The organism is Ignisphaera sp. (assembly GCA_038735125.1).
GTDB lineage: Archaea > Thermoproteota > Thermoprotei_A > Sulfolobales > Ignisphaeraceae > Ignisphaera.
This window is the reverse complement of sequence record JAVYNU010000003.1, coordinates 130,621-153,026: the sequence shown is the minus strand read 5'-3', so window position 1 is coordinate 153,026 and position 22,406 is coordinate 130,621. Positions and strand designations below refer to the sequence as shown.

Sequence of the window (22,406 nt, the reverse complement as noted above, 5' to 3'; positions counted from 1 at the left end):
TGAATTAAGTTATATGACACGCTAATGACACAAATTGTAGCCGATGTGGTTGCACAGATTGTTAATAGCCTTGAAGCTGATGGATTAGCTATAGACTTGTTGACATATAGAAAAATAATTGAAAAACATCGTGGCAGAAGGGTGCACAGCTATGAAATTTTAAATGAAATAGCAAATAACATAATTATTGGTAAAGCGAAACTGTGTAGAGAAAGCAATGCAGGCAGAGTTATAGGTTTCTACAAAGGTATAACAATAGCTAGAACATCAAGGAGCTCACATTTTTTTAGCCTTGTTGTAAAAGACGCTAAGAGCTATTGTCATGGCGATGACATCACAGATTATTTTTTGAACAGATTTGTTGAGATTTATCCAAGAAGACCCATCATATTATTTGATGCACTTTTTTGGGAACTTCACCACGAATATGAGAAGAAGAAAGCTTTGAAGCAGTTGCTAATGTCTGTAAACATTATCAGGCAGTACTTGACTGATTTGAATGTTCTACTTATTTTCCCTCCCCACGAGATAATGGTATTGCTAAACTCATTTAAAAATGCTATCAAAGTGCTTAACGAGTTTCCGCACGATCTTCTAAAAAGCCGTAAAGCCATAGTCTTAGATCCATACGCACCTGACAAGCTTACCGAAGATGATGTGATGAACAGCGATGTATTTTTGATTGGGCTACTCGTAGACGACATGTTTCCAAGACCATTTGCCACGTATGGAGCAAGTGTAATAGGAGAATTGGATGCCGAGAGGAAGTCGATAGCGTATAAGGGTAGCGTTGTAGGTGTTCCAAAAGAAATAAACAAGATTATAGAGATAATCTTGAGTGTTAGATTTGCCAACAAAACCATAGAGGACGCTATTATAGATGCTATGGGGATTGATGACAAGATTTATAGAGTGGTTTATGAAGCCTCAAAAATATGTAAAAGAGATGAGGCTTTGGAAGATGTGGTGAAAAGGCTTATGAGGGAGTTTCAATTGGATGAAAGATACTATAGAAGGATTTTAGCGAGAGTCGATAAAGTCTCTTGTAGGGGGATGTAAATAGAACGTGAGCTTACCGTTCAGATAATCTCTTATCACGGTCTTTGCAGCTTCATCAATATTCGGTTCTTTTGTTGTTTTGTAGAACCACCCTCTTTTAATAGCTATATGCTCTAGTAGCTTCAAATAATCTGTCGTTGCCAATCCATATACTATTTCAATAGAAATGGGGTTAAAGTACATTATCTTGGTTATAATCTCTTTTGCTATCGCTATGGGATTTGGTATGAGGTCTATAGGCCTACTTCTTATCAACACCTCGAATCCTTTTGCATCTGGTGGGACAAAACCAGGGGTATCAATTAGGTATATGCCTGGCAGAATCTTGTATAAGGTTATACCTTTTGTATACCCCCAGGATCCTGGATATGGACTTGTTAGCGCCGAGTCCTTACCCTTTAAAGCATTTATTAGAGATGACTTGCCAACCTTAGGCAAGCCAAATACGGATACATTAATTGTTTTTTTATTTCCAGCAAAATTTATGAGCATGTGCTTCAGTTCTTTTATGCCAATTCTTTTGATGGACGATGTGCAAAGTGCGCTAATTCCAAGCTCTCTGAAATAGTCAATCCACTCTCCACAAACATATCTTGGCACAAGATCACATTTATTCAAAACCAGAATATACCTTCTCTCTTTTTTCCTAGCTACACTTTCTATAATCCTGCTTTTAGTCTCTAAAGGATTTCTAGCCTCAACAATCTCTATAACAATATCAGATCTAGATACAATGGCATCTATCTCAGAATTTCTCAAAAGTCGCATGGTAGCCCAAACCTATATTTACTGCTATATTAAATACATTAATTAATATAATCTTAATGTTTTGTTGAGAATAAAACTCTTGAACAAAGGATGATGAGCATTTAGCGGGGTTGACAAGATGATAGGGGTCTTGAGTGCTGAGTTTTATCAATGAATTAGGTTAAATGAAATTCGTTTCTAGTGTCTAATGCTTCCATTAATGTGCTTCAGAAATTGCTGATAAGTATTTAATGTAGAATAATGTTGTGCTATAATGTGATTACAATATTGATGGTTACACAAAGTTTGTATTATTATGATATTAATTTGTTTATTAATCAAATTTGTAATAATTAAACATATATCCTAGTTAAGCCAGAATTCTTACTGAAAGATGTTGTTTTAGTGATTAAAATGTATTTCTGTCCGAAATGTGGCACTGTTATGGTTGTAAAGAATGTAGAGGGTATTTCAATGCTTATCTGTGTTAAATGTGGTTATAAAAAGGTTTTGGAAGGTGGCCTTCCTTTGAGCATGAAAAAGACTACTGTATTCACAAAATATATTGAGAGGAGAGAGGGAGTAATGTTAGATGTTCCGCCTATGGCAGTATTTGACGAGTCTATTTCATGTCCTCACTGCGGTAGAAGAGGTGTTTATTATTGGAGAAAACAAGTTTCTTCTGCTGAGAGCTCTGACTCCATAATTAAGACGTTTAAGTGCTCTAACTGTGGCTACATGTGGGTTGAGACAGAATAATTGAGCAGTTTCGCTAAAAGACTTTAGGCTTTTGCTACTATGGCTTCAATTACTCTAAGATTTTCCACGGCATCATATAGACTCGGACTATAATTAGCTGGTTTCTGCTTTACAGTATTTACAAACCATTCCAGTTCTCTTCTTAATGGCTCGTAATACTCCACTTGAATTATCCTTTCTTCCTCACCTATGTTCAATGGGTTGTAATAAAGAATTTGATTCTTAATGGTATCAGCTCTTATGAAAGGTCTTTCTGTTATAACATCAATCTCACGAATTTTACGAGAGGAGACACCATCTATATGTATAATGCAATAGATATTGCGCGTGGTTTTTAAAGATGCAAATAAAATCTCATCATGCATCAACTTGATTTTTTGTGCTTTAATAACCTCACTTATTTCACTGTCAGTCAAATACCTGCATAGATCTATATCATGTATACCAAGATCCAATAGTATAGGGTAGGAAAGCATATTGGGGGGTCTTTTAGATAGTCTTTTAAATACTATGTAGGCTACATTTTCGCTTTTCAAGAGCTCCTTAAGCTTGTTAACTGTGTTGTCAAACCGCATTATCATGCCAGGAGCTGCTATAACGTTATTTGATTGGGCTATTCTCCAAAGTTTTATAGCATCATTCGAGTTCATTGCAACAGGCTTCTCTATGAGGGCATGCACACCCTCAGTTAAAACATCTTCTGCGACCTTAGATAAAGAATCTATGGATGTTGAAATAACTACGGCATCTACATGCCGAAGAATCTCTCTATAGTCTGTTTTCGCTATTGGTACTCTAAATTCGTTTCTAATGTTTGTCACGGTATCATCTCTAACATCACATACAGCTTCTAGCTTCACTTTACCTTCTTTCTCCAGCTCTTTCAGTATCCTTACATGATTTTTACCCCATCTACCAACACCTATTACACCAACTCTTAGCATAATGTCTCACCATACAAAGATCTAAAGTGCATGATCAGCAGTAGCATTAAAAGCACTTGTGCAACTATTACAAGCGATACAAGAAGAACCTTCCTAAAGTCAATCAATAATGCGATATATGCAATGGAGTCTAGAACATCGCTTGGGACAATTATCATAATAGGTGATAGGGAGTATTGCTGAGCTATGCTAATAGCATAGATAATATAGTAATTAATTGACTGCATAAATAGTGTGCGTGCATCCCAATAATCGATATCCTCGGCCATAAATGTTGGTTTATCGCTTACAGCGGGGGCTAGGTAAAGAAGTATACCAGTCATCGGTATAGAGACTAGTAATACTATTAAGGATGTTACGACATAGAATTTCTTTAGATATGGGCACTCAAATGCCATTATCGATGTAGGTACAATCCAAACTATATAGTTGGTGTTTCCAATCTTGCCAAATGTGATAATCAGTAGAAGTAATATTGAGGTTGATATGGCTAAGAATCTTAGCGAAACATAAGGCTTTTGTCTCAAGACTATGAAGAGCCCTAAAACCGTTGATAAATAGGCTATTAGAAATGGTATCATCCAAAAATTGTCTAGGAAATTATTATACACATTGATGTTGGATTCTAGTACAAATGTTGCTATGGCCCATGGCGAAGCATCTTGTGGGGGCCTCGATGCATGAAAGCTCACAACATTCTCTATAAAGCTCTTACCAGATGCAAACACAAATGGCGCTATGATAGCAATTCCGGTTACTATCGCTATGATAGCGTATTCAAGTGCTTTTTTTGCCCCGTTCTTCTTATATATGAAGATCATATGCAGTGGCGCTACAACAGCAGCTATTGGTTTTATTAGTGTTGCTATAGCTGTTGATACTGCGGCTTTGCGATATTTTCCGCTCCATGTATAAAGAGTTGAAAGAAGTATGAAGAGAGCTAGAAGAACATCGAATTGGAGTGCGAATAGAATTTGAAGAAATGGTAAGCTCAGTAACCATAACATAGCTATTTCAAGTCCTCTATGCCTCTTAATAATCCTGAATATTATGTAAGCTGGTATGACGACTAGCACAAGCTTTAATATCATGTACCTGGCTTGATATGGTGCTAGCATTGCTAAAGCATAGACAAAAATAAATGTTATCACAGCTATAGGCGGATAGGGAGCTTTGCATGAAGGCGTTCCGCACAATTTATATATGGAGAATATTGATTGAAATCCATATTTCTCCACAATTCTGTACCAGGAGACCCACCACATTATATCGTAATAGTTCCAGCCAATAACTAGAGAAGCTACTAGAAGTGCTATTACCAAGGCTACTACATATATTCTATGCTTATTATATAGACTAGGAAACTCCTTGTAGCATCTTTCCCCATAATATGAAAATTCTTTGTAGATATCATACATAAAACCAACCTGAGCCTTAGCAAAAAGGATTTGACAAAGTATTTAAATAGTTTTAGGCGCTGTCCTATGGGCACTTGAGGATCTCTAAGGCTATTTCTGTAAATGTTTTACCTTTTTCACTTTCAAGTTTCTTAATCTTTTGATAGAGCTCTATATGAGCCTTGTCTCTCTGCCTAACGAAATATGTTATATGATTAACGAGATGCCTTGCATCGCTAAATGTCTTGCCACATGCTTCACAACGCCAGCAAGGACCTTCAGCAATCTTCTTTTCGCTTGTAGAGACCGTAGTAGTTGGTGTAGCATTCATTACAATAGCCTTACCCAAGATCTCGTACCAAAGCTCATAAGGATCTTCATTACATATTCTAGCAATTGACTTCACAACCTCGATAGTAAATGGAGCTCCCGAGCTCTTAGCAATGCTGATGAGGTCTTTGCTACAATCTTTCAAGTTTTTCGCCAAGAAAACTCTGTTTTAAGATACGCCTAAATTAGGTTTGTTGCAAAACCTTATATAGTGTGATGAGTGTGGTGGCCTTGCTGAGTAAATATGATGATGCTTAGAAGGGCTGAGGAACAGTTAATTTGTAGCGATATGTGTCTAAGGCTTATAAAGTCTTAACAAATAAACTATCTTGGGCCGCCGTAGCTCAGCCCGGTAGAGCGCCGGACTCATATGCTAGGCGGGTTGGGAGATCCGGTGGTCGCGGGTTCAAGTCCCGCCGGCGGCACTAATCAATTCTAATATTGGGTTCCAACCTAATAAATATGTTACCCAGATGATAATATCTTTGGTGTATTTGTATTGCCTTACCCAATTTTTAGATTAGATGATATAGAAATATGCATTTATGCAATAGGCGATGAAAAAGAAGATGAATGCGCTCCAGAAGCACTACAAGCATTATATGAAATATCATCGTTTTTAGGTGTAAAAATAAGATATTCAACACTATCATCTTTCGCAAATTATGTAAGAACCTTAACCATGTTAACAGATTTCGAAAAAGAACAGCTAATCGATTTATTAAAGTTACTGATAGTGAGCTATAGAAGATATGATTATGAAGAGGCAAAGATGGTAGCACAAAAAATATTTAAGATAGTTATTGGAACACAAATTGAGGTCGAATCAGCGAAGGATGCAATTGAAATAGCATTAAATGCAGTATATGCATCAATAGCAACTTCTATAGAATCGACAAGCTATGAACCAATAGAAAAAGACGCAGCAATAAATATTATAAAAATACAGGAAGTAAATACTGCAGCATAACATCTAAGGCAAATAAATAACCCATTTAAACACAACAGTTTAAAACCCTTAGACTATTGAAAAGGTAATAGGGGCCGTAGTTTAGCTTGGTAGAATGCGGGGCTTGGGCCCCCGTGGTCCGGGGTTCAAATCCCCGCGGCCCCACCAAATAAATTCATACGTTGACCCCATAATTCTAGTTGATGTCAGCTGATTTGGCATATCAATCATGAGCACTAAAAGGTGTTTCGATGTAGCTTCGGGTGAAGTTGTATATGTACCTGAACTTGATTTCAGCATTGTTTGGATCCAGATTTGCAATTCTAGGCTTAGCTACAACTATATTCTCTAATCTGTACGCATACCATGCACCAGTATCTCTGATGTATGGTATTCCTTGATGTAGTCGACATGTATTTTCAGAGTTTCTTTACTTCGACAGATCTGTGTGTAGATAGATTGAGTGTTGAAGGGCTGGAAGTAGTGAGGAAAACAGTTAACAGTTGGCAAGGTGTAAGAGCCTCTGGATTAAACCTGTGGATAGGGTAGCTAGCAGATTAGATGCAAGATACATATATCGCTGTAAATGCTAGTCTAACTTTCTTGAGTATACCTTCCTCAGCTTCTCGAAGCTATGTTCACATCCAAAACATTTGCTGTAGAAGCTATGGCATGTCTAGTAAGTCAATATTAGGTCTTATGCGCTTTCACCAAAATACTGAATTAAAGTTTGCTCCAACACCTTATTTTCTCTATAGCTTTTATTTTGTTTAGTCTTTCACGCTAAAGTTGATGGGTGGTTTTTTTGAGCTCTAAGCATATTTATATTACTACACCAATATATTATCCTAATGATAAGCCTCATTTAGGACATGCATACACAACTGTGTTGGCAGATATTACTAGTAGATGGTATGGTCTACTAGGCTACGATGTTTTCTTTTTAACGGGAACTGATGAGCATGGGGCTAAGTTGCAGAGAGAAGCTGAGAAGAGAGGAGTATCACCAAAAGCTTTTGTTGATGAGATGTCGGCTGTTTTCAAAGAATATTGGAGTAAACTAAACATAGGTTTCAGTAGATTCATTAGAACAACTGATGGGGATCACGAATCTCTTGTAAGTAATGTGCTGCGTTTGCTAAATGAGAAGGGATATATATATCGTGGTGTGTACAAGGGTTGGTATTGTACTGCTTGTGAGAGATACTATAGTGAGAAAGAATATGTTATTGAGAACAACACTCCTTATTGTCCTATACATAGAAAACCTTTAGAATTTGTTGAAGAAGAAACGTACTTCTTGAGGTTATCGCAATTTAGAGATAAGGTGTTGAAGATATTGAGGGAAGGGGAGGTTGTATACCCAAGGCAATATGCAGAAGAGGTTGCATCCAAGATTGAGTTAGAGGGTTTACAAGATTTATCGATTTCAAGACCTAAGGAGAGGGTTAGCTGGGGTATAATTCTGCCATTTGACAATCGATTCACAGTTTATGTATGGATAGATGCTCTCCTCAACTACCTAACAGGAGCAGGTTTTGGTAAAGATGAGAAGCGTTTCGAGGCTCTATGGAAAAACTCCATACAGTTTATAGGCAAAGACATTCTATGGTTTCACACAGCGGTGTGGTTTTCACTATTATCAATGCTAGATTTACCACCGTCAAAGAAGCTTGTCGTTCACGGTTTTCTAACTGTTAAAGGAGTGAAGATGGGCAAGTCTACAGGTAATGTAACATCTATTGATGATATGATTAAAAGGTATGGAAGCTCAGATGCAGTTAGATTTATAATAGCTAGAATAGCTAACTACGAGAAGGATTCTGAAGTTTCTTGGGAGATATATGACTCGATATACAATGGGGATCTAGTCAATAACTACGGCAACCTCGTTAGGAGAGTTACAAGTCTAGCCATAAAACTATTTGGTGGTGTTGTAAGGATTGACATAGACCATGAACATGCTAAAAAGATTGAAGAATTTGTTCAAAAAGCGATAGAACATTACAACAAGATAGATATAGCAGAAGCAGTAAAAACAGCCCTTGACATAGCACATGAAACAAACGCTTATCTAAACAGAAAAGAGCCTTGGAAACAAGAGAATCCACAGCCAACGATATACACAGCACTAGAGTCTATAAGACTAGCTACATTACTTCTACACCCAGTAATGCCAAACATAACGCAAAACATCATGAATTCTCTGAACATTGCCATAGAAAAGGGTTCAGACCAGTTCAAAGTAGGTTATATAAGCGAATACAAAGTAAAGGAATCTCCCATACCATTCAAAAAACTGGCAACTAGCTAATATAAGCAAACAATTTAAACCACACCAAAATAGATAGTGTTTGGGCCGCCGTAGCTCAGCCCGGTAGAGCGCCGGCCTCGTAAGCCGGTGGCCGCGGGTTCAAATCCCGCCGGCGGCTCCAAGGAACTCACTTTATTCAACGACTAAGCCTCAAAGGCTGTTGCAGATTTAACGATAGATTTAAATACTTTTATTTTTCTGCTAGCGATGAGATGCAATGCGATGAGGTTCAATCCGCAGATGGGGTCCGTGGCGTTGGGCTCGACAAGGCCCCATGAGGTGTGGGTTCACCAGCTTCAACCCACACCAAGGGCCAGCACTCTCACAGAATTAAAACTATTGAAAAGTAACTAGAAGTACTGTGGGAGGGGAAATGCTTTTACACCAAACTTTTATGTTTTAGATGTTTTGTAGTAGATATTCAAGTACATGGAGGATTTTGTGTTGGGTGCGCATCGAATACAATGTGGATAGTGTTATTGAGGCTTAGAACAAAGGTGTTTCTCGAGCAGTTGAAAGGTTTGTAGCATAGATGTTCTCCTAGAACATACCTCTTCAAATTGCCTCTATTTATGACTGAAGAATATTGAGAAAAAGTGTTCAACATAAATGTTGAAGGTGTGTTTTTCTTCACAAAGGCTGTTTTTACATATATTACTGTATGAATAATTTTCTTGTTAAGTTTAATAGGGTGTTGAAGAATATGTTTAAAATGATTCAGTTATTTATTCTTTCCCAATTTAACGGTGGTTTCTATGAGCATGTTCAAGGGTTTTAAAATTGTTCTCACTGGCGATGAATCTCTTGTGAGCACATACCACCATACATACCTAGGTTTTTCATCAGGGTTGCCAATGGATGTTTTTCCTAGTTTCCTAGGAAACATAATTTTTCCTACTTTAAGTGGGGAACATGGCAGGATGAGGACAAGTCAATATGGTTTGTGTAAGATCGAGGCTTCTCTGATTGATAATGGTTTTTCGAGAAGTGATGTGGCTATTGTCGATCCTAGGAGGTTGGATGAGGCTATAGGGCCTGAGACAAGGGTTTTGGGCATCGGAGTTCTAGATCCCTTGGGCATAAACTATGGGACAGCGCTACTGCGTGTTGTTTTAAGTTTGATGGGGGTTGAAACTCGTTTGCAATCTTATATGTCTTGGGCAACTATGAAGATATTTAATAGTGATGCTGTGAAGAAGTATAGGAATAGAATAAAGGTTATTGTTGGAGGCCAAGGTGTTTGGGAGATAATTGATAGTGGGCTCCAGCATAGGCTTGGCATAGATTGTATTGTTGAGGGCGAGGGAGAGCTTGTCGCGCCAAAAATTTTTAGAGTAGCTCTGGAAGGTGGGGAAATTCCAGGCTATGTGAAGGGTCCACCAGTACCTGTAGACAAGATACCTGTTATAAAAACTCCTTCTAGAGGTCTTGTAGAGGTTACGAGAGGGTGTGGAAGGGGGTGTTTATTTTGCAACCCTACACTACTAATGTTTAGGTCAATACCGATGGACAAAATACTTAAAGAGATAGCTGTTAACATTGAAGGAGGCGAAAGAAACATAACGCTACATTCAGAGGATTTTCTAAGGTATGGCTCAACATCTCTATTGCCAAATGAGGACAAGGTTCTAAACCTGTTAAACACTATTACAAAGATACCGGAAATAGATAGCATTTCAATAGATTTTGTAACAGCATCAACAGCCTTGTCAAACCCTAAATTAGTGAAGACTGTTGGTGGTATGCTGGGGCTTAGTGACAGAAACCCAGCAATAATTCAGATGGGTATAGAGAGTGGCAGCCCAAGAATAATAAAAATTATTGCTCCTGGTAAGCCAAAGCCTTTCAATTATGAGGAGTGGCCGAAGATAGTGGAAGAAGCTGTTAATCTATTAAACGACTCGGGCTGGTGGATATGTGCAACAATAATAGTGAATCTTCCGCAAGAGACTGAAGAGGATATAGAAATGAATATGAGACTTGTAGAGAGGCTAGAGCATTACAATGTCTTTGTATTCCCATTGCCATTCATACCCTCTGGAAGTCTAAGAAAAGCAAGGGATATGGCAGGAACACATAAAATAGTTAGTACAAGAAATTTGGAGCTCATAGCCCTAGCAGTATATGATGCCATCAAAAAGATCAAATCTTTATCAAAACACCTTGTAGCAAAAGCACCCTTTGGCGTAAGACAAGTGCTAGGAGCGTTACTTTATGTAGCTTCAGTCATAGGTCTTAGAAGATTGCAAAGAAATTCACTAGACGCTATAATAGATCATTTTAAAGCTTTGAAAGAAGATCGATATAGGATAAGCATTTAAATCAAGGTTATCGTGCCACGATACTTAATCGGATGTTAAAACGCTACTAGAGATGCCATCCTCTAGTCTTCTTACTCTACTTGTAAGATGTTAATGCCTAGTCTAAAGGTAAAGGAGTTGTTTTGATCGTTAGAAGTATCTATCAAGCTGAGGTATCAATTCAGCTGGGTGCCATAGCTAAAACCCTTATATCGAATTTAACAAGCGAAACAGCAGGTGGATGTATAAGAGCAATTAAATCGCCTTTAGAGGCTGATTAAGTTTATACCACCGTATCAAATATAGCGACATCGCGCTCTTATATCCTAAGCTTATAAGCTATAGCTACTCCTACACCCCTTACTCCACCTGTTACAACATAAACTTTGTTTTTGAATCTACTCATAAGAGTACAACAGCGCTGAATTATAGGCTTTGACTATAAAATATTCTTAACAAAATCCAGGTGTGGGTGATACTACAGCTTACTGCTAACTTAAGAGAGCTTTTATTCTGACCCCTTAGTCTATCTCATCATATCTAAAAAGGTTTAAGGAGATGGCATCATATAGTATTGAGGGATACAGAGAGGTAATAGTATCAGGCCCCATTCTATCTACTATGCTAAAATATGCTAAAACTAGGACTTCCCCTAATGCTCACCGACATCATAATGTTAGCATATAATTTGACAGATGCTTATTGGCTTAGCAGGTACAGCACCTACGCTTTAGCAGCACCTAGACAGGCCTGGCCTATTTTCCTAGTATTTGTCTCTATATTAATAGGTATTACAAATGCTAACCTAGCAATACTATCGCAATACGTTGGAGCTAAACTCTATAACAAGGTTAGCGAAACAACATCAAAACTTTTTACACTATGTTTATTCATTTCCTTTCTATTGTTTATTGTCTATGAAATTATGAGATACAATATATTTGTATACCTAATGAAGGTTCCAACAGAGATGCTTCAGGATGTGCTGGGCTACACTAAGGTCATAGCGTTAGATATCATAGGCTTTGGCGTAAGTGCAGCTCTATCGACTATAGTGCAATCTTTTGGAGATGTACGTACGCCAGCTATAGTCATGGGAATTGGAGCTCTTTTAAATGCTGTACTCGATCCATTATTTATTGTGGGTCTAGGCATCATCCCACCTATGGGTGCCGAAGGCGCTGCAATAGCCACTGTCATAACAAGGCTTTTTAGTGGACTGCTTTTGTTTTCTCTTATAGGGAAACGGTATCCAGAGACTAGGATAAGACTTGTGTATAGCATAGATGAGGAGTGGATCACCCTTAGCTTTAAAGTGGGGGTACCTGTTATTATTATGACCATCTCTGATGGACTTGCATTCACCTTTCAACAAGCTTTGGTTAACACCTTTGGGGCTATAGCTGCAACAGCTTTTACCATAGGGTTCATGGTTATGGATATCGCTAATTCTGTGTTTAGAGGGTTTACAATGTCTATAAGCATTATGGTAGGACAATGTCTTGGAGCAGGAGACGCGAAAAGAGCCCGTAGAGTAGCTTTAACAGCTGCTCATACACTGATGGCAGTGATCTTCATGGGGGCCACCCTGGTATTCTTTGCTAGGAACCACCTAATCTCTATTTTCACAACAGATCCTATGGTATCAACTGAGACGGAGAGACTTATAACAATAATATCGTGGGTACTTCCCTTAATGATGCTCTCTTTTCTAGGTATGTCGGTGGGAAGAGGCTCGGGGCATACAGTAGTTCCTACGGTGGTGAATATAATGAGGTTTTGGGTAATAAGGATAGGTGTTGGGTGGTTGTTATCCGTCGCCTTGGGGATGGGGGTAACCGGGATTTGGATAGCCATAGCTTTATCCGAATTACTTGGAGGAACGATTTCTTATGCATGGATTAGGAAAGGTGGATGGACAAAACCTGTTATTAAGCACTAGCAATAGGCATCGTTAACAAAATGAGATTGACATAAAAATAAGCTTAGTTTAATTGTCTTCATGATAGCGAATTCGAATTAAAAAGAAATTGATATCATAGTTTTTTGTCAGGAATTCTGTAATAGATGATCAAAAGAATATTCTTTAAATTAGGTTAAACATAGTAAGAAAACCTCCTCAAAATATCTGAATTCTGAATATAGTAAAATTCTATACAACGAATTTGTTGTATGTCTAGCATAGAATTAAGTTTTATACCAAAATCAGTGTTATACAATGATTTAATTGATGAAGATAGTTATTCAAGGAATGCTAATGTTCTTGTTATTAGCTATTTATTGGCTGTAGTAGGGATTTTATGGGGTGGAAATCGGTTTAAGGAGTTTAACCTTATTCATTGGTATCTCTTAGATAAAACTGCTTCGGGTTTGCTTTAAGGTTGTTCTTATCCATTCAGCAATATCTTTAATGCAGTCTCTCCATCCAGTTTCATGTACTATTGAATGTCCTTTGCCTTCGTATATCTTCAGCGCCTTGATGTTTGTTCTTAGTTTGCTGTATGTTTGTTTGCTGGCTTCAATGGGTATTACATCGTCTTCGCTGCCATGTATGAGTAGAACCGGTATGCGTATTCTGTCAACGTATTTCCAGAATTCTCTAGATGCTCTCCAAATCTCACTTAAAAGCCTGGCTGTTGTATCTCTAAGTGCTAATTCATCTTTAGTCATGATTTCGACAAGCTCTTTATCTAATCTCTTAGAGAGTTCTGCCACTTGCTCAGGGGTAAAAGGTAGCTTGATTCTTTTCCTTGGTGTAAAAATAGACATAAGAGTAACAACTATTCTTGCGCTCATTTTTACCGGGATTAAAACAGCTGGAGCTACACCTACGACAGCATCACCTACTCTTCCATACTTTCCTGAATAAAGTAGCACCACTAAGCCGCCCATGCTATGCCCCACTAAAACGGTTTTCTCTGCACCAAACCTCTCTTTAGCAAAGAAAGCAAATCGCTCTAGATCTGCAAGAAAATCTTCGAAGGACTCTACATAACCTCTTTCATTGTCTTGTGCAGTTTTTCCATGCCCTCTCTGATCATACATACACACACTATATCCATACGTAGCTAGCTCTTTAGCTACGTGCAGATATGAACCGCTATGCGCTGTATAGCCATGAAGCCAAACCACAAGAATATCACTTGGTTTATCTGGGGTTACACAACGATAAAATATCTTAAACCTGTAACCTAGATCTACGTAATCTTCAATGTAGTTCAAAGGTAGCACCATGTAGAGTAACACTAAAAAATATATATATTTTATTAAAATAATTAAACATAAAAAGCTTTATAATGTAACTAGTTGCAATTTACTAAGGGTACTATGGCGATGAATACATCGATCTGTTAGAGAAGATCGAGGTTGTTGTGGCGGGCCCGCGGGGATTTGAACCCCGGGTCTCCGGCTCCGCAGGCCGGCGCTTTATCCAAGCTAAGCTACGGGCCCTTCTATCGACTTGTTTTATGTGGTTTTTAGATTTTATTGCTTTAAATCTATACTCTATTCGTTAATCAGATCCACGTCTTTTAAGCTTAGGCCATTCAAAGATTGTGGTGGGTATTACGAGATGCAAAGAACTATTGTAAGTGTTGCTATGGAGATTGCATTAGATGGTTCAGCTAACTATGCTGGTGGTTTGGGTGTTTTAGAAGCTGATAAATTCTATGGGGCTGCAAGACTTGGCTTGCCATATATTTCTATTGTACCGTTTTATCCTAGTGGTTATGTTGATTGGGATTCTGTGAATAGGACTAGATTGTTTGTCGAGGTTAGACATAGACATAGTATGTCTTTTTTGTCTAAGTTGAGATATATTGGCTCTATAGAGGCTAGGAGAACCGATGGAAGGCTACTGGCTGAGGCAGATCTCTTTGAATATGTCTACGGCTCTGCAAAGGCTATATTGTACAGAGTTAAGAAGCCACTGTCAGCTGCTAGATTATTCAGATACTTGTATAGGCATCACGTTGATGAATGCACCTACTACATTGTTGCGGCTGCCATCTCTGCTGAGATAATAAAGAAGATAGCCAAGGATGTTCAAATACATGTTGTAGATGTTCAAGAAGCTCATTTAGCGTTGCTTCCATATCTTTTGCCAAAAGAGATTAAAACAAGGTTTGTAACTCATACCCCAGGTCCATGGGGCCATCCAAAGCTGTGTAAAGAGGCTGAAGAGATTCTTGGAATATCGCTCCCAAATGTTAGGACGATGACAGAAGCAGCCATGGAGATGGCTGAAAAGGTCTTTACAGTTTCTAGAAAACATTTTGAGGTGACGAAAATGTTCTTTCCGAAGTACATTAACAAAATGAGTTATGTAACCAATGCAATAGATATTGAGAGGTGGCAGAGGGTGGAAAAGGAAATAGATTCTGTGGAGAGGCTTGCAAAAATACATGAACAATTCAAAGAGGGGTTCAAATCCATTATAAAAGCCCTTTCAGGTAAGTCAGTTGGGGACAGAATGGTTGTATCATGGGTTAGACGGATAACGAAATATAAGAGGCCATATTTCATCGAATGGCTTATGGAAGAAAATGGCGATCTCAAAGACAGGATATTCATTGTTGTGTCTGGAAAACCGCATCCAAGTGATACATGGGGAAGAGAGATAGCAATAACCTTTGCAAGATTCGCTAAAGTTGCTAACAACTTCTTCTACCATCCAAGTTATGGAATAGAATTTGCATACTATGCCTTATCGTCATCAGACCTTTTGCTATTCACACCATTTAGTTGTTGGGAAGCAAGTGGCACAAGCATGATGAAAGCAGGGATCAATGGGGTGCCAACGCTATCGTCTAGAGATGGGGCTAGCCTAGAGCTTATAGAGGACAACTTCGATGGCTGGTTCTTTGGAAAGGAACTCCAGCATTTCATAGATATAGACTCTGAAGAGGCTAGAAAAATAGATGAGGATGACTATACAGATTTTGTGAAGAAATTGGAAAAAATAATAAATATCTATGAAAGTGATAAGGATAGATACTACGAAATAGCTTACAATACATACAAAACATTCATGCCTGTCGTAGATATTAAAAGACTTCTAAGGCAATACTACAGCGATTTGATAGAGAGCAAAACTGAGAAGAAGGATTAGTAGCGGTCATCTGTTCCTATAGAGCAAATCGCTAACCAATCATTTTAGTTTTAGATCAAAATCTTTTCGAATAACGTTATTAAGATATTCAATAACATATCTGGTTTGTCGAAACGCCTTCTTCCCATAGTCAAAAAACTCTATGTTTATACAATATCCGCATTTCTTTAGCGCGTCGTTAAGAATGCCCCTGTGGTGCTTAGGCAGAAATGCCAGTATATATTTATGGTTCTTCAGTTTTTCTAAAACAATGGAGAGAATATCCGCAAACTTGTCTCTATATTCAAAGCCAAGTTCTTTGGGTGGATAATCATAGTTGGCAAACGGGTAATATATGTCAAGCTCTCGAGGAACCAATATCATAGGCTCTGAAAGTATGTAAACCTGAACCATATTTTGAATGCCATATGCACTTAGATATTTATCTACCATGCGATGGATGGGAGACACCCTATATGGCTTTACACTACTACAAGGCAAGATCAAAGCATAGTTTTTCAATGTATATTTTGAGTGAAAAACATTGATTAGGAAATTGTGCCAATAAACAACATGTTTATGTTCAAATAAATTACAGTACCTATTATTCCTCAGAACTATCTCACCGGGTTTTATATACATCAATTCCTCTATCTCTGACCCAAGTACAGAATGGATGTAATCTATAAACAGTTTTTCTATTGATGGATTCAAAAGAAGCACCAAAAAACATGGTTATTTGTTGTTACCTTATAAATTGAATGGCTCAAAACTAAAACCGCTTTAATAAACTAAATCGCCATAACGATAGCGATTCATGAACCATACCCTCAACCCATACCCACATCTTACATATTATGAACGTGATTTGCATGCAATCATGTATGAAAATGAAATGTGGGCATTCATATGATACACGATTTTTGGAATAAATTTTTCTTTGGGTAGAGGGCTCAGAAATGTATTATTCCGTAAAGTTTATAACCCTCTTTAGAGGTGTAGAGACTCTGAGGTGTAGGGTTATGGTTAGGGTTGACAAGGTAATTCATGTCAAAGATGAGACAGCATTTTTGAGCAAAGGGATAAAGGCACTTAGATATTCAAGTGTTGCAAAGCTACTCAGAGTCTTCAAGAATCCCCAGCTTGGTGCGGAGTTGTCAGAGGTTCTGGATAAGGGACCTGTATACATAGTCAAGTTCAAGAACTATACAGTTGTTGTCTTGCCTGATAGAACACATGTTGTAGAAGCTAAGTCAAAAGAAGAAGCAGAAAGTGTTGTGGAGGAGCTCGCAAGAGCTGTAGCATAAAGGCGAAGAACTCAATTAAATTACGTGAACCAATATTTTTTTATAAAAATGTATTTGCTTATGATTTAGATCTTGAAGCATTCTGAAACCTTTTTCTTTAATTTTAATGCGTTTCTCTCTGGCACAGAATCGAAGGTGAAGTTTCCACCTCCGGTTTCCATTCCTGCTGCATATTTCAGTTTGTTTTCGTCGCGTAGCATCCCGTATATCTCGATGTGCAAATGATAAAAGCTGTATTCTCCTTTTAGAGGGCTTTGATGGACCACCATAATATATGGCATTGGTTTAAAGAAGAGCCTCTTCAAGCCACATAAGCTATACTTTAGGATATTTGCAAGGTCTGCTATTTCATTTTGTGATAGTTGTGTTAACAACTGTAGGTGTCTTCTCGGATATATATGTATCTCGAATGGCCAATGTGAATAGAATGGCATGAATGCAGTCCAACTGGGGTTTTCCAAGATAATCCTCATATTGTCTTCCAGCTCTGTCCTTAGTATATCGCAAAACAAGCATCTTTTGTTTCCCTCCCAATATTTCCTAGCATTTTCTATTTCTCTAAGCACTCTCGTGGGTACGAATGGTGTCACATATATTTGGCTATGTGGATGTGTTAGCGACACTCCTATTTCTCTACCTTTGTTTCTGAACCATAGAAAATATTCTGCATAGTCTTTTTTCATCTCCTCTTTTTGTTTCTCAATGACAAGCTTGATTACATATTCTATTTGTTCCTTGGGCAAATCACTTAAATCATCTAAGTCATGTTGTGGTGTTTCTACAACAACATAGCATTTTCCATTTGCTTTAGCCGTTTTGTAGAACCGATGTTCTGTAGGATTTGGAGGGTTTTCAGTCAGCATAGGAAATCTATTTTCTAATATGAGAGCCCTCCAGTTATATCCAGTTTCAGGGGTTCCTGGACAGAAAGGGCAAAAAGATGTTGGTTGCCACGGTCTTGCACTTCTAATGTTTGATACCATTACCCACTCTCCTAATGTGGGATCCCATCGAAGTTCCATGACGAGCTCCTCATCATTGCTGGGCACAAGGTCTCACCTGTGTCGTATAACTCCTCTATCCACCTTTACAACCCATCCTCTAGTCCCAATACCTTTGGAAAGCATTTTACTCAACGCTTTGTGAGCTGTTTCAACATCTTTAAATAATGCTATTACACAACCTCCAAGCCCAGCACCAGAAAGTTTTGCACCCGAGGCACCATTGTTAATGAATTCTTCAACAATTTTATCTATTTCTGGCAGGCTTACATCGTATAAGCTACTAAGCAGGTTGTGTTGATAGGTCATTATATAGCCTATTATATCTATCTTACCTTTTTCAGCAAGTTTTTTTGCACTTTCATAATCTATTTCAAGTGCTTTCGCAACTTCTGTAGAGGTGGGTTTGTACCCTTTAAGAACCTTTACTGCTAACATAGTTGAATTATGTGCTTTAATTGTATATAGTATTCTATTCCTTATCTTCTCATCTAATTCATACAAATAGGGCTGAAGCTGTTCAATAGTTAAAGAGCTCCATTTTGGCTCCCAATACTTATACCCAAGCAATTTTCTTAAATCATCTGGTGCTATAGACATAAGCTTTTCTAGGCCTATCTCTATCTCTTTTTGTCTTTTGGGATGTATATCAGCTGTGCTGTGTCTAATACCACTATCAATTACAGCGAAGACTCCTTCATTAAATGATATCGACTCCACATTATATGGTGGGATAGTTTCAATTATTGATACATTGCCGAATGCAGCACCATATTGGTCGAGCCTTCCACATGGAATACCTAAAACATCGTGCTCTGTAACATATGCAAGCTCAGCAACCTCTTTTATAGTAAGACCTAGATTAAAGAGTTCATTTAAAAATCCTATAAATGCCACGAGCAAAGTTCCACTACTTCCTAGCCCAGAGGCGATCGGCACCCAGCTTCTAATCCAAGCCTTAAAACCACCAACTTTGTATCCTCTTTGCGTAAGCGCTATAAGAGCAGCTCTCAGGTAGTTTCCAAACCATTTTTGTTTTGGCAGTATTTCAAGGTTTGTCAGCTCTATTTTATCAAAGTATTCAGCATTTTCATCAAGCAAATTACCTGAATAAACCTCGACGGATTTTTCATCAGTTTTTTTCCCAGCGACATATGTTCTTAGATTTATCCCTACAGAAACTACAGACAAACCTTTGTAATCTTGATGCGTATTTAGAAAATCTAAACGACCAGGGGCAGATACGATAACCTCGGGCTCTGTACTAAACATCTTCTTGAATTCGCTAGTAACAATATTGACATTCATATTAATGTCATTTAAAGCTTGTAAACACATCTCTAGTCACCTGATTTAAACTACTTATACATATTTTTAGGGAAATATCTTTCTGCAAGATTACTTCGTTACCAGCAATTAAAAATCTCATTATATTAAGCATTTATAAGTTAATAATAATGATGAATATTAAAGAACAGGTGATGAAACTGGGCCGGCATTAATGCAGAAGGATGAAGAGAATCTATTCCTGCCCCCGCTGACCGGCTTTTTAGGCATTATAAAGCGTTCTTAGGTTTCGACTTTACAACGACGTCCACGGTTACATGATATTTCCTAGGTGCAACACCTCTAATAACATGTCCTCCAAGGGACTCTACAATTGCTCCAAGGGACTGTGCATATACAGAAACAGTGTCATAGGCTCTGTGCAAGGCCTCTCGCTTGTTTGATGCCTCTACAAATAGATGTGGATGTAGATAACCATCGATTTTTACAGCATTCAATGCGACTTTGAATGCATCTTTGAATGCATCTGGATAAGGCATTAAAATTCTATCAAATTTTTCATTTAACGAAGGTGTAATTGTTAATGCATCACCGTGAATAATCTCATTAAATACTCCAACTTTATTTATCTCAATATTTATTCTAGCATAGTGTACAGCAAATTCGTTGAGATCTATTGAGATAACATAAGTTGGTTTAGCATGCTTAGATACTATTATGCTATAGGGTCCAAAACCAGCAAACATATTCAATATTTTCTCACCATCTTTGACTTTTTTCGCAATTCTGATATGATCAAATCCTAGGACTGGCGATATATACACCTTAGTAAAGTCTATTTTAAATACACATCCATGTTCTCTATACATGGTTTCACTTTTTCTCTCCCCAGCAAGATGGATGTATTCTCTGACTCTTTCAAAGCCTTGCACAGGTGATGTGGCAAGCCAAACACTCTTCACATAGGGGATTTCACGCAAGATTTCTTCGCCAATTACCTTATATAGCTCTGTTGAGACCTCGAAAGACTTTCTAATTATTGCAACATCCCCTATTATTTCAATCCTTTTCCAAATTGCATTTGCAAAACCAGGTCCAGCAACTCTCTCTGCAATTCTTTTTAAAAGGGGGATCCTAGATGATACTGACATTTAATAGAGCACCCACAATTTGTCTGAGACCCTCATAGCTAGTTAATGAAATTTTGAGATAGCTCAGCATTTCCGGCTTTCTTCATCGAGAACACTCAAAAGACCCTCTGATCATCATTACTTTTTATTGGTAGCCGGGCGGGGATTCGAACCCCGGTCACGGGGGCCAAAGCCCCGCATCCTTGGCCGCTAGACGACCCGGCTACTCAATAGATTTTGATATATGGATATGGGGTTATAAAGTTTTTGTTACGTAATTCTAGTTTAATGAACTTTAGATACAAGTTCACTTAATTAGATTGTTTTTTCTTAGGGGTTAGCGCGTGAATTTTTTGGAGAAGGTTTATAATATTTTCAGTTGGAACAAATCAGTTAGTCCCATTAGAAAAAGTCTTAGGTACCTGAGAATTGATAACATTGATGAATTTTGCTTAGAGGTTTTAAAGAAATACAATGTAGGGATGGCTGAGGTTGTAATATGCGTTGATAAATCTGGTGTTGCAAGATATCTTATAAATGAGCCCTTTGTTGATGAAGCTCTTTTCAATGCATATAATAGAATTATGGAATATCTATACACATCATATTTTAATTTAGAGTCGTTGGAAGATGTTAGAAAAGCTGTTAATAGAACTGCCTCTCAGATCGGTCTTAACGAAATTGTCCAAAAATATTATGATGCGTTAATGTACTATATCATCAGGGACAGTAAGGGATACGGCGTTTTAGATGTTGTGTTAAAAGATGATAATATTGAGGATGTAGAGCTATCTGATTGGAGAAAACCTATAACTGTTGTGCATAGAGATTTTTTATCATATGAAGCACTTGTAACTAACATACAATTCCAAAGCGAGGAAGAAGCTAAAAGCTATATAGATAAACTTGCTATAAGATGTGGTAAAGCAATTTCGTATGCAAAGCCAGAGTTGCATGGTACACTTCCAGAAGGTTTTAGAATTGCTACAACTATAGGTGACCCTGTCAGTCCTAGTCCAACATTTAGTATTAGAAAATTGCCTGAGGTTCCAATAGATGTTGTGAAATTGGTTAGACAAGGTGTTTTAAACTATAATATAGCATCATTAATATGGCTAATTAATGATGCTAAGCTTTTCTATGTTATTGCTGGTGGAAGTGGCAGTGGAAAAACAACAATGCTAAACGCTTTTCTACAATTATCAAATCCAAATTGGAAGATAGTGGTGGTTCAAGATGTTCCAGAAGTTAAACTTCCTCTAAGACCTAGATTTATACAGTTCCATGGCGAGGACTCAGATGAATTGCTGCAAAGATGCTTTACAGCTCTACGCTATAGGCCCGATATTCTAGTTGTAGGAGAGGTTAGAGGTCGTGAAATAATTGCCCTTGTAAGAGCCATTGCCTCTGGATCGGGCTCTGCAACAACTTTTCACGCCTCTACCCCAGACGAATATGAACTGGCAATAAGAGGCCTTCTACCAGAAGATCTATACACTATGCTTTCACTAAATACAGCCCTAATGATATTCATCTCAAGAGTTCGTAAAGGATACAATGTTGAAAGGAGGATTTGGAAAATATATGAGAGGGTGGGTGATGAATGGAGAGAGATATATGACATGGATAAAGGTGACTCTATTTTGAAGAGCTATATTATTAAAAGGCTTGCTAAACGTCTTGCTAGAGATGATATAGAGGCTGAATATGACTATAGAATAAAAGTTTTAGAAAATGTGGGTAGTGGTTATGAATCAATTGAGAGAATACTTAAGAGATACTATGGACTTTAA

20 protein-coding genes and 5 tRNA genes are annotated in these 22,406 nt (G+C 37.8%); 14 read left to right on the top strand and 11 right to left on the bottom strand.

Going from position 1 to position 22,406, the window contains the following annotated elements; all coding sequences use genetic code 11:
* Positions 1-24: 24 nt before the first annotated feature.
* Positions 25-1,059, top strand: coding sequence for a hypothetical protein (locus QW284_05420; GenBank protein MEM0339104.1), 1,035 nt, complete (start codon positions 25-27; stop codon positions 1,057-1,059).
* On the opposite strand, the gene QW284_05415 is transcribed toward QW284_05420, so the two are convergent.
* Complete coding sequence (locus tag QW284_05415) at positions 1,021-1,827, bottom strand: GTPase (GenBank protein MEM0339103.1); 807 nt, start codon at positions 1,825-1,827, stop codon at positions 1,021-1,023. The two genes, QW284_05420 and QW284_05415, sit on opposite strands and share 39 nt — an antisense overlap.
* 393 nt (positions 1,828-2,220) lie before the next feature.
* On the opposite strand from QW284_05415, the gene QW284_05410 reads away from it, so the two are divergent.
* Positions 2,221-2,565 carry a hypothetical protein gene (locus QW284_05410; protein ID MEM0339102.1) on the top strand — a complete coding sequence of 115 codons (345 nt, stop codon included), beginning with the start codon at positions 2,221-2,223 and terminating at the stop codon, positions 2,563-2,565.
* Positions 2,566-2,588: 23 nt separating this feature from the next.
* On the opposite strand, the gene QW284_05405 is transcribed toward QW284_05410, so the two are convergent.
* From QW284_05405 to QW284_05395, 3 genes are all read right to left on the bottom strand, one after another.
* Positions 2,589-3,509 (bottom strand): Gfo/Idh/MocA family oxidoreductase, encoded by a 921-nt coding sequence (locus QW284_05405; GenBank protein ID MEM0339101.1) that lies wholly within the window; start codon positions 3,507-3,509, stop codon positions 2,589-2,591.
* Positions 3,503-4,927, bottom strand: coding sequence for a glycosyltransferase 87 family protein (locus QW284_05400; GenBank protein MEM0339100.1), 1,425 nt, complete (start codon positions 4,925-4,927; stop codon positions 3,503-3,505). The genes QW284_05405 and QW284_05400 overlap by 7 nt, the downstream gene beginning before the upstream one ends.
* 64 nt (positions 4,928-4,991) lie before the next feature.
* Positions 4,992-5,381 carry a hypothetical protein gene (locus QW284_05395; GenBank protein MEM0339099.1) on the bottom strand — a complete coding sequence of 130 codons (390 nt, stop codon included), beginning with the start codon at positions 5,379-5,381 and terminating at the stop codon, positions 4,992-4,994.
* A gap of 188 nt (positions 5,382-5,569) precedes the next feature.
* Here QW284_05395 and QW284_05390 point away from each other — a divergent pair.
* From QW284_05390 to QW284_05350, 9 genes are all read left to right on the top strand, one after another.
* Positions 5,570-5,661: transfer RNA gene (locus QW284_05390), tRNA-Met, on the top strand.
* Between the two features lie 74 nt (positions 5,662-5,735).
* Positions 5,736-6,206: a hypothetical protein gene (locus QW284_05385; protein MEM0339098.1), complete on the top strand. Its 471-nt coding sequence runs from the start codon at positions 5,736-5,738 to the stop codon at positions 6,204-6,206.
* Between the two features lie 70 nt (positions 6,207-6,276).
* Positions 6,277-6,353 (top strand) — tRNA-Pro (locus QW284_05380).
* 107 nt (positions 6,354-6,460) lie between these two features.
* Positions 6,461-6,586 carry a hypothetical protein gene (locus QW284_05375; GenBank protein ID MEM0339097.1) on the top strand — a complete coding sequence of 42 codons (126 nt, stop codon included), beginning with the start codon at positions 6,461-6,463 and terminating at the stop codon, positions 6,584-6,586.
* Between the two features lie 404 nt (positions 6,587-6,990).
* Positions 6,991-8,499, top strand: coding sequence for a methionine--tRNA ligase (gene metG / locus QW284_05370; GenBank protein MEM0339096.1), 1,509 nt, complete (start codon positions 6,991-6,993; stop codon positions 8,497-8,499).
* Positions 8,500-8,543: 44 nt separating this feature from the next.
* Positions 8,544-8,620, top strand: a tRNA-Thr gene (locus QW284_05365).
* A 634-nt stretch (positions 8,621-9,254) separates the two neighbouring features.
* Positions 9,255-10,820, top strand: a complete 1,566-nt coding sequence (locus QW284_05360) for a radical SAM protein (protein ID MEM0339095.1) — start codon at positions 9,255-9,257, stop codon at positions 10,818-10,820.
* 122 nt (positions 10,821-10,942) lie between these two features.
* Complete coding sequence (locus QW284_05355) at positions 10,943-11,080, top strand: hypothetical protein (GenBank protein ID MEM0339094.1); 138 nt, start codon at positions 10,943-10,945, stop codon at positions 11,078-11,080.
* Positions 11,081-11,454: 374 nt separating this feature from the next.
* The gene (locus QW284_05350) at positions 11,455-12,741 is read left to right on the top strand and encodes an MATE family efflux transporter (GenBank protein ID MEM0339093.1); all 1,287 of its coding nucleotides are present in this window, start codon (positions 11,455-11,457) and stop codon (positions 12,739-12,741) included.
* A 407-nt stretch (positions 12,742-13,148) separates the two neighbouring features.
* On the opposite strand, the gene QW284_05345 is transcribed toward QW284_05350, so the two are convergent.
* Both QW284_05345 and QW284_05340 read right to left on the bottom strand, forming a co-directional pair.
* Positions 13,149-14,021 (bottom strand): alpha/beta hydrolase, encoded by an 873-nt coding sequence (locus tag QW284_05345; GenBank protein ID MEM0339092.1) that lies wholly within the window; start codon positions 14,019-14,021, stop codon positions 13,149-13,151.
* Between the two features lie 150 nt (positions 14,022-14,171).
* Positions 14,172-14,249 (bottom strand) — tRNA-Arg (locus QW284_05340).
* Between the two features lie 121 nt (positions 14,250-14,370).
* Here QW284_05340 and QW284_05335 point away from each other — a divergent pair.
* Positions 14,371-15,909, top strand: coding sequence for a glycogen/starch/alpha-glucan phosphorylase (locus QW284_05335; GenBank protein MEM0339091.1), 1,539 nt, complete (start codon positions 14,371-14,373; stop codon positions 15,907-15,909).
* A gap of 39 nt (positions 15,910-15,948) precedes the next feature.
* Here the strand turns inward: QW284_05335 and QW284_05330 are convergent, their stop codons facing one another.
* On the bottom strand, positions 15,949-16,602 hold the full coding sequence (locus tag QW284_05330; GenBank protein MEM0339090.1) for a DUF5591 domain-containing protein: 654 nt from the start codon (positions 16,600-16,602) through the stop codon (positions 15,949-15,951).
* Between the two features lie 308 nt (positions 16,603-16,910).
* Between QW284_05330 and QW284_05325 the strand changes: the two genes are divergently transcribed.
* The gene (locus QW284_05325) at positions 16,911-17,195 is read left to right on the top strand and encodes a hypothetical protein (GenBank protein MEM0339089.1); all 285 of its coding nucleotides are present in this window, start codon (positions 16,911-16,913) and stop codon (positions 17,193-17,195) included.
* A gap of 65 nt (positions 17,196-17,260) precedes the next feature.
* Here QW284_05325 and galT read toward each other — a convergent pair whose 3' ends face one another.
* From galT to QW284_05305, 4 genes are all read right to left on the bottom strand, one after another.
* A complete protein-coding gene (gene galT, locus QW284_05320) occupies positions 17,261-18,244 on the bottom strand; it encodes a galactose-1-phosphate uridylyltransferase (protein ID MEM0339088.1) in 984 nt (327 codons plus the stop codon).
* 6 nt (positions 18,245-18,250) lie between these two features.
* Positions 18,251-19,534: a galactokinase family protein gene (locus QW284_05315; GenBank protein ID MEM0339087.1), complete on the bottom strand. Its 1,284-nt coding sequence runs from the start codon at positions 19,532-19,534 to the stop codon at positions 18,251-18,253.
* A gap of 218 nt (positions 19,535-19,752) precedes the next feature.
* Positions 19,753-20,634 carry a class I SAM-dependent methyltransferase family protein gene (locus QW284_05310; protein MEM0339086.1) on the bottom strand — a complete coding sequence of 294 codons (882 nt, stop codon included), beginning with the start codon at positions 20,632-20,634 and terminating at the stop codon, positions 19,753-19,755.
* Between the two features lie 128 nt (positions 20,635-20,762).
* Positions 20,763-20,838 (bottom strand) — tRNA-Gln (locus tag QW284_05305).
* A 119-nt stretch (positions 20,839-20,957) separates the two neighbouring features.
* On the opposite strand from QW284_05305, the gene QW284_05300 reads away from it, so the two are divergent.
* A complete protein-coding gene (locus QW284_05300) occupies positions 20,958-22,406 on the top strand; it encodes a type II/IV secretion system ATPase subunit (GenBank protein MEM0339085.1) in 1,449 nt (482 codons plus the stop codon).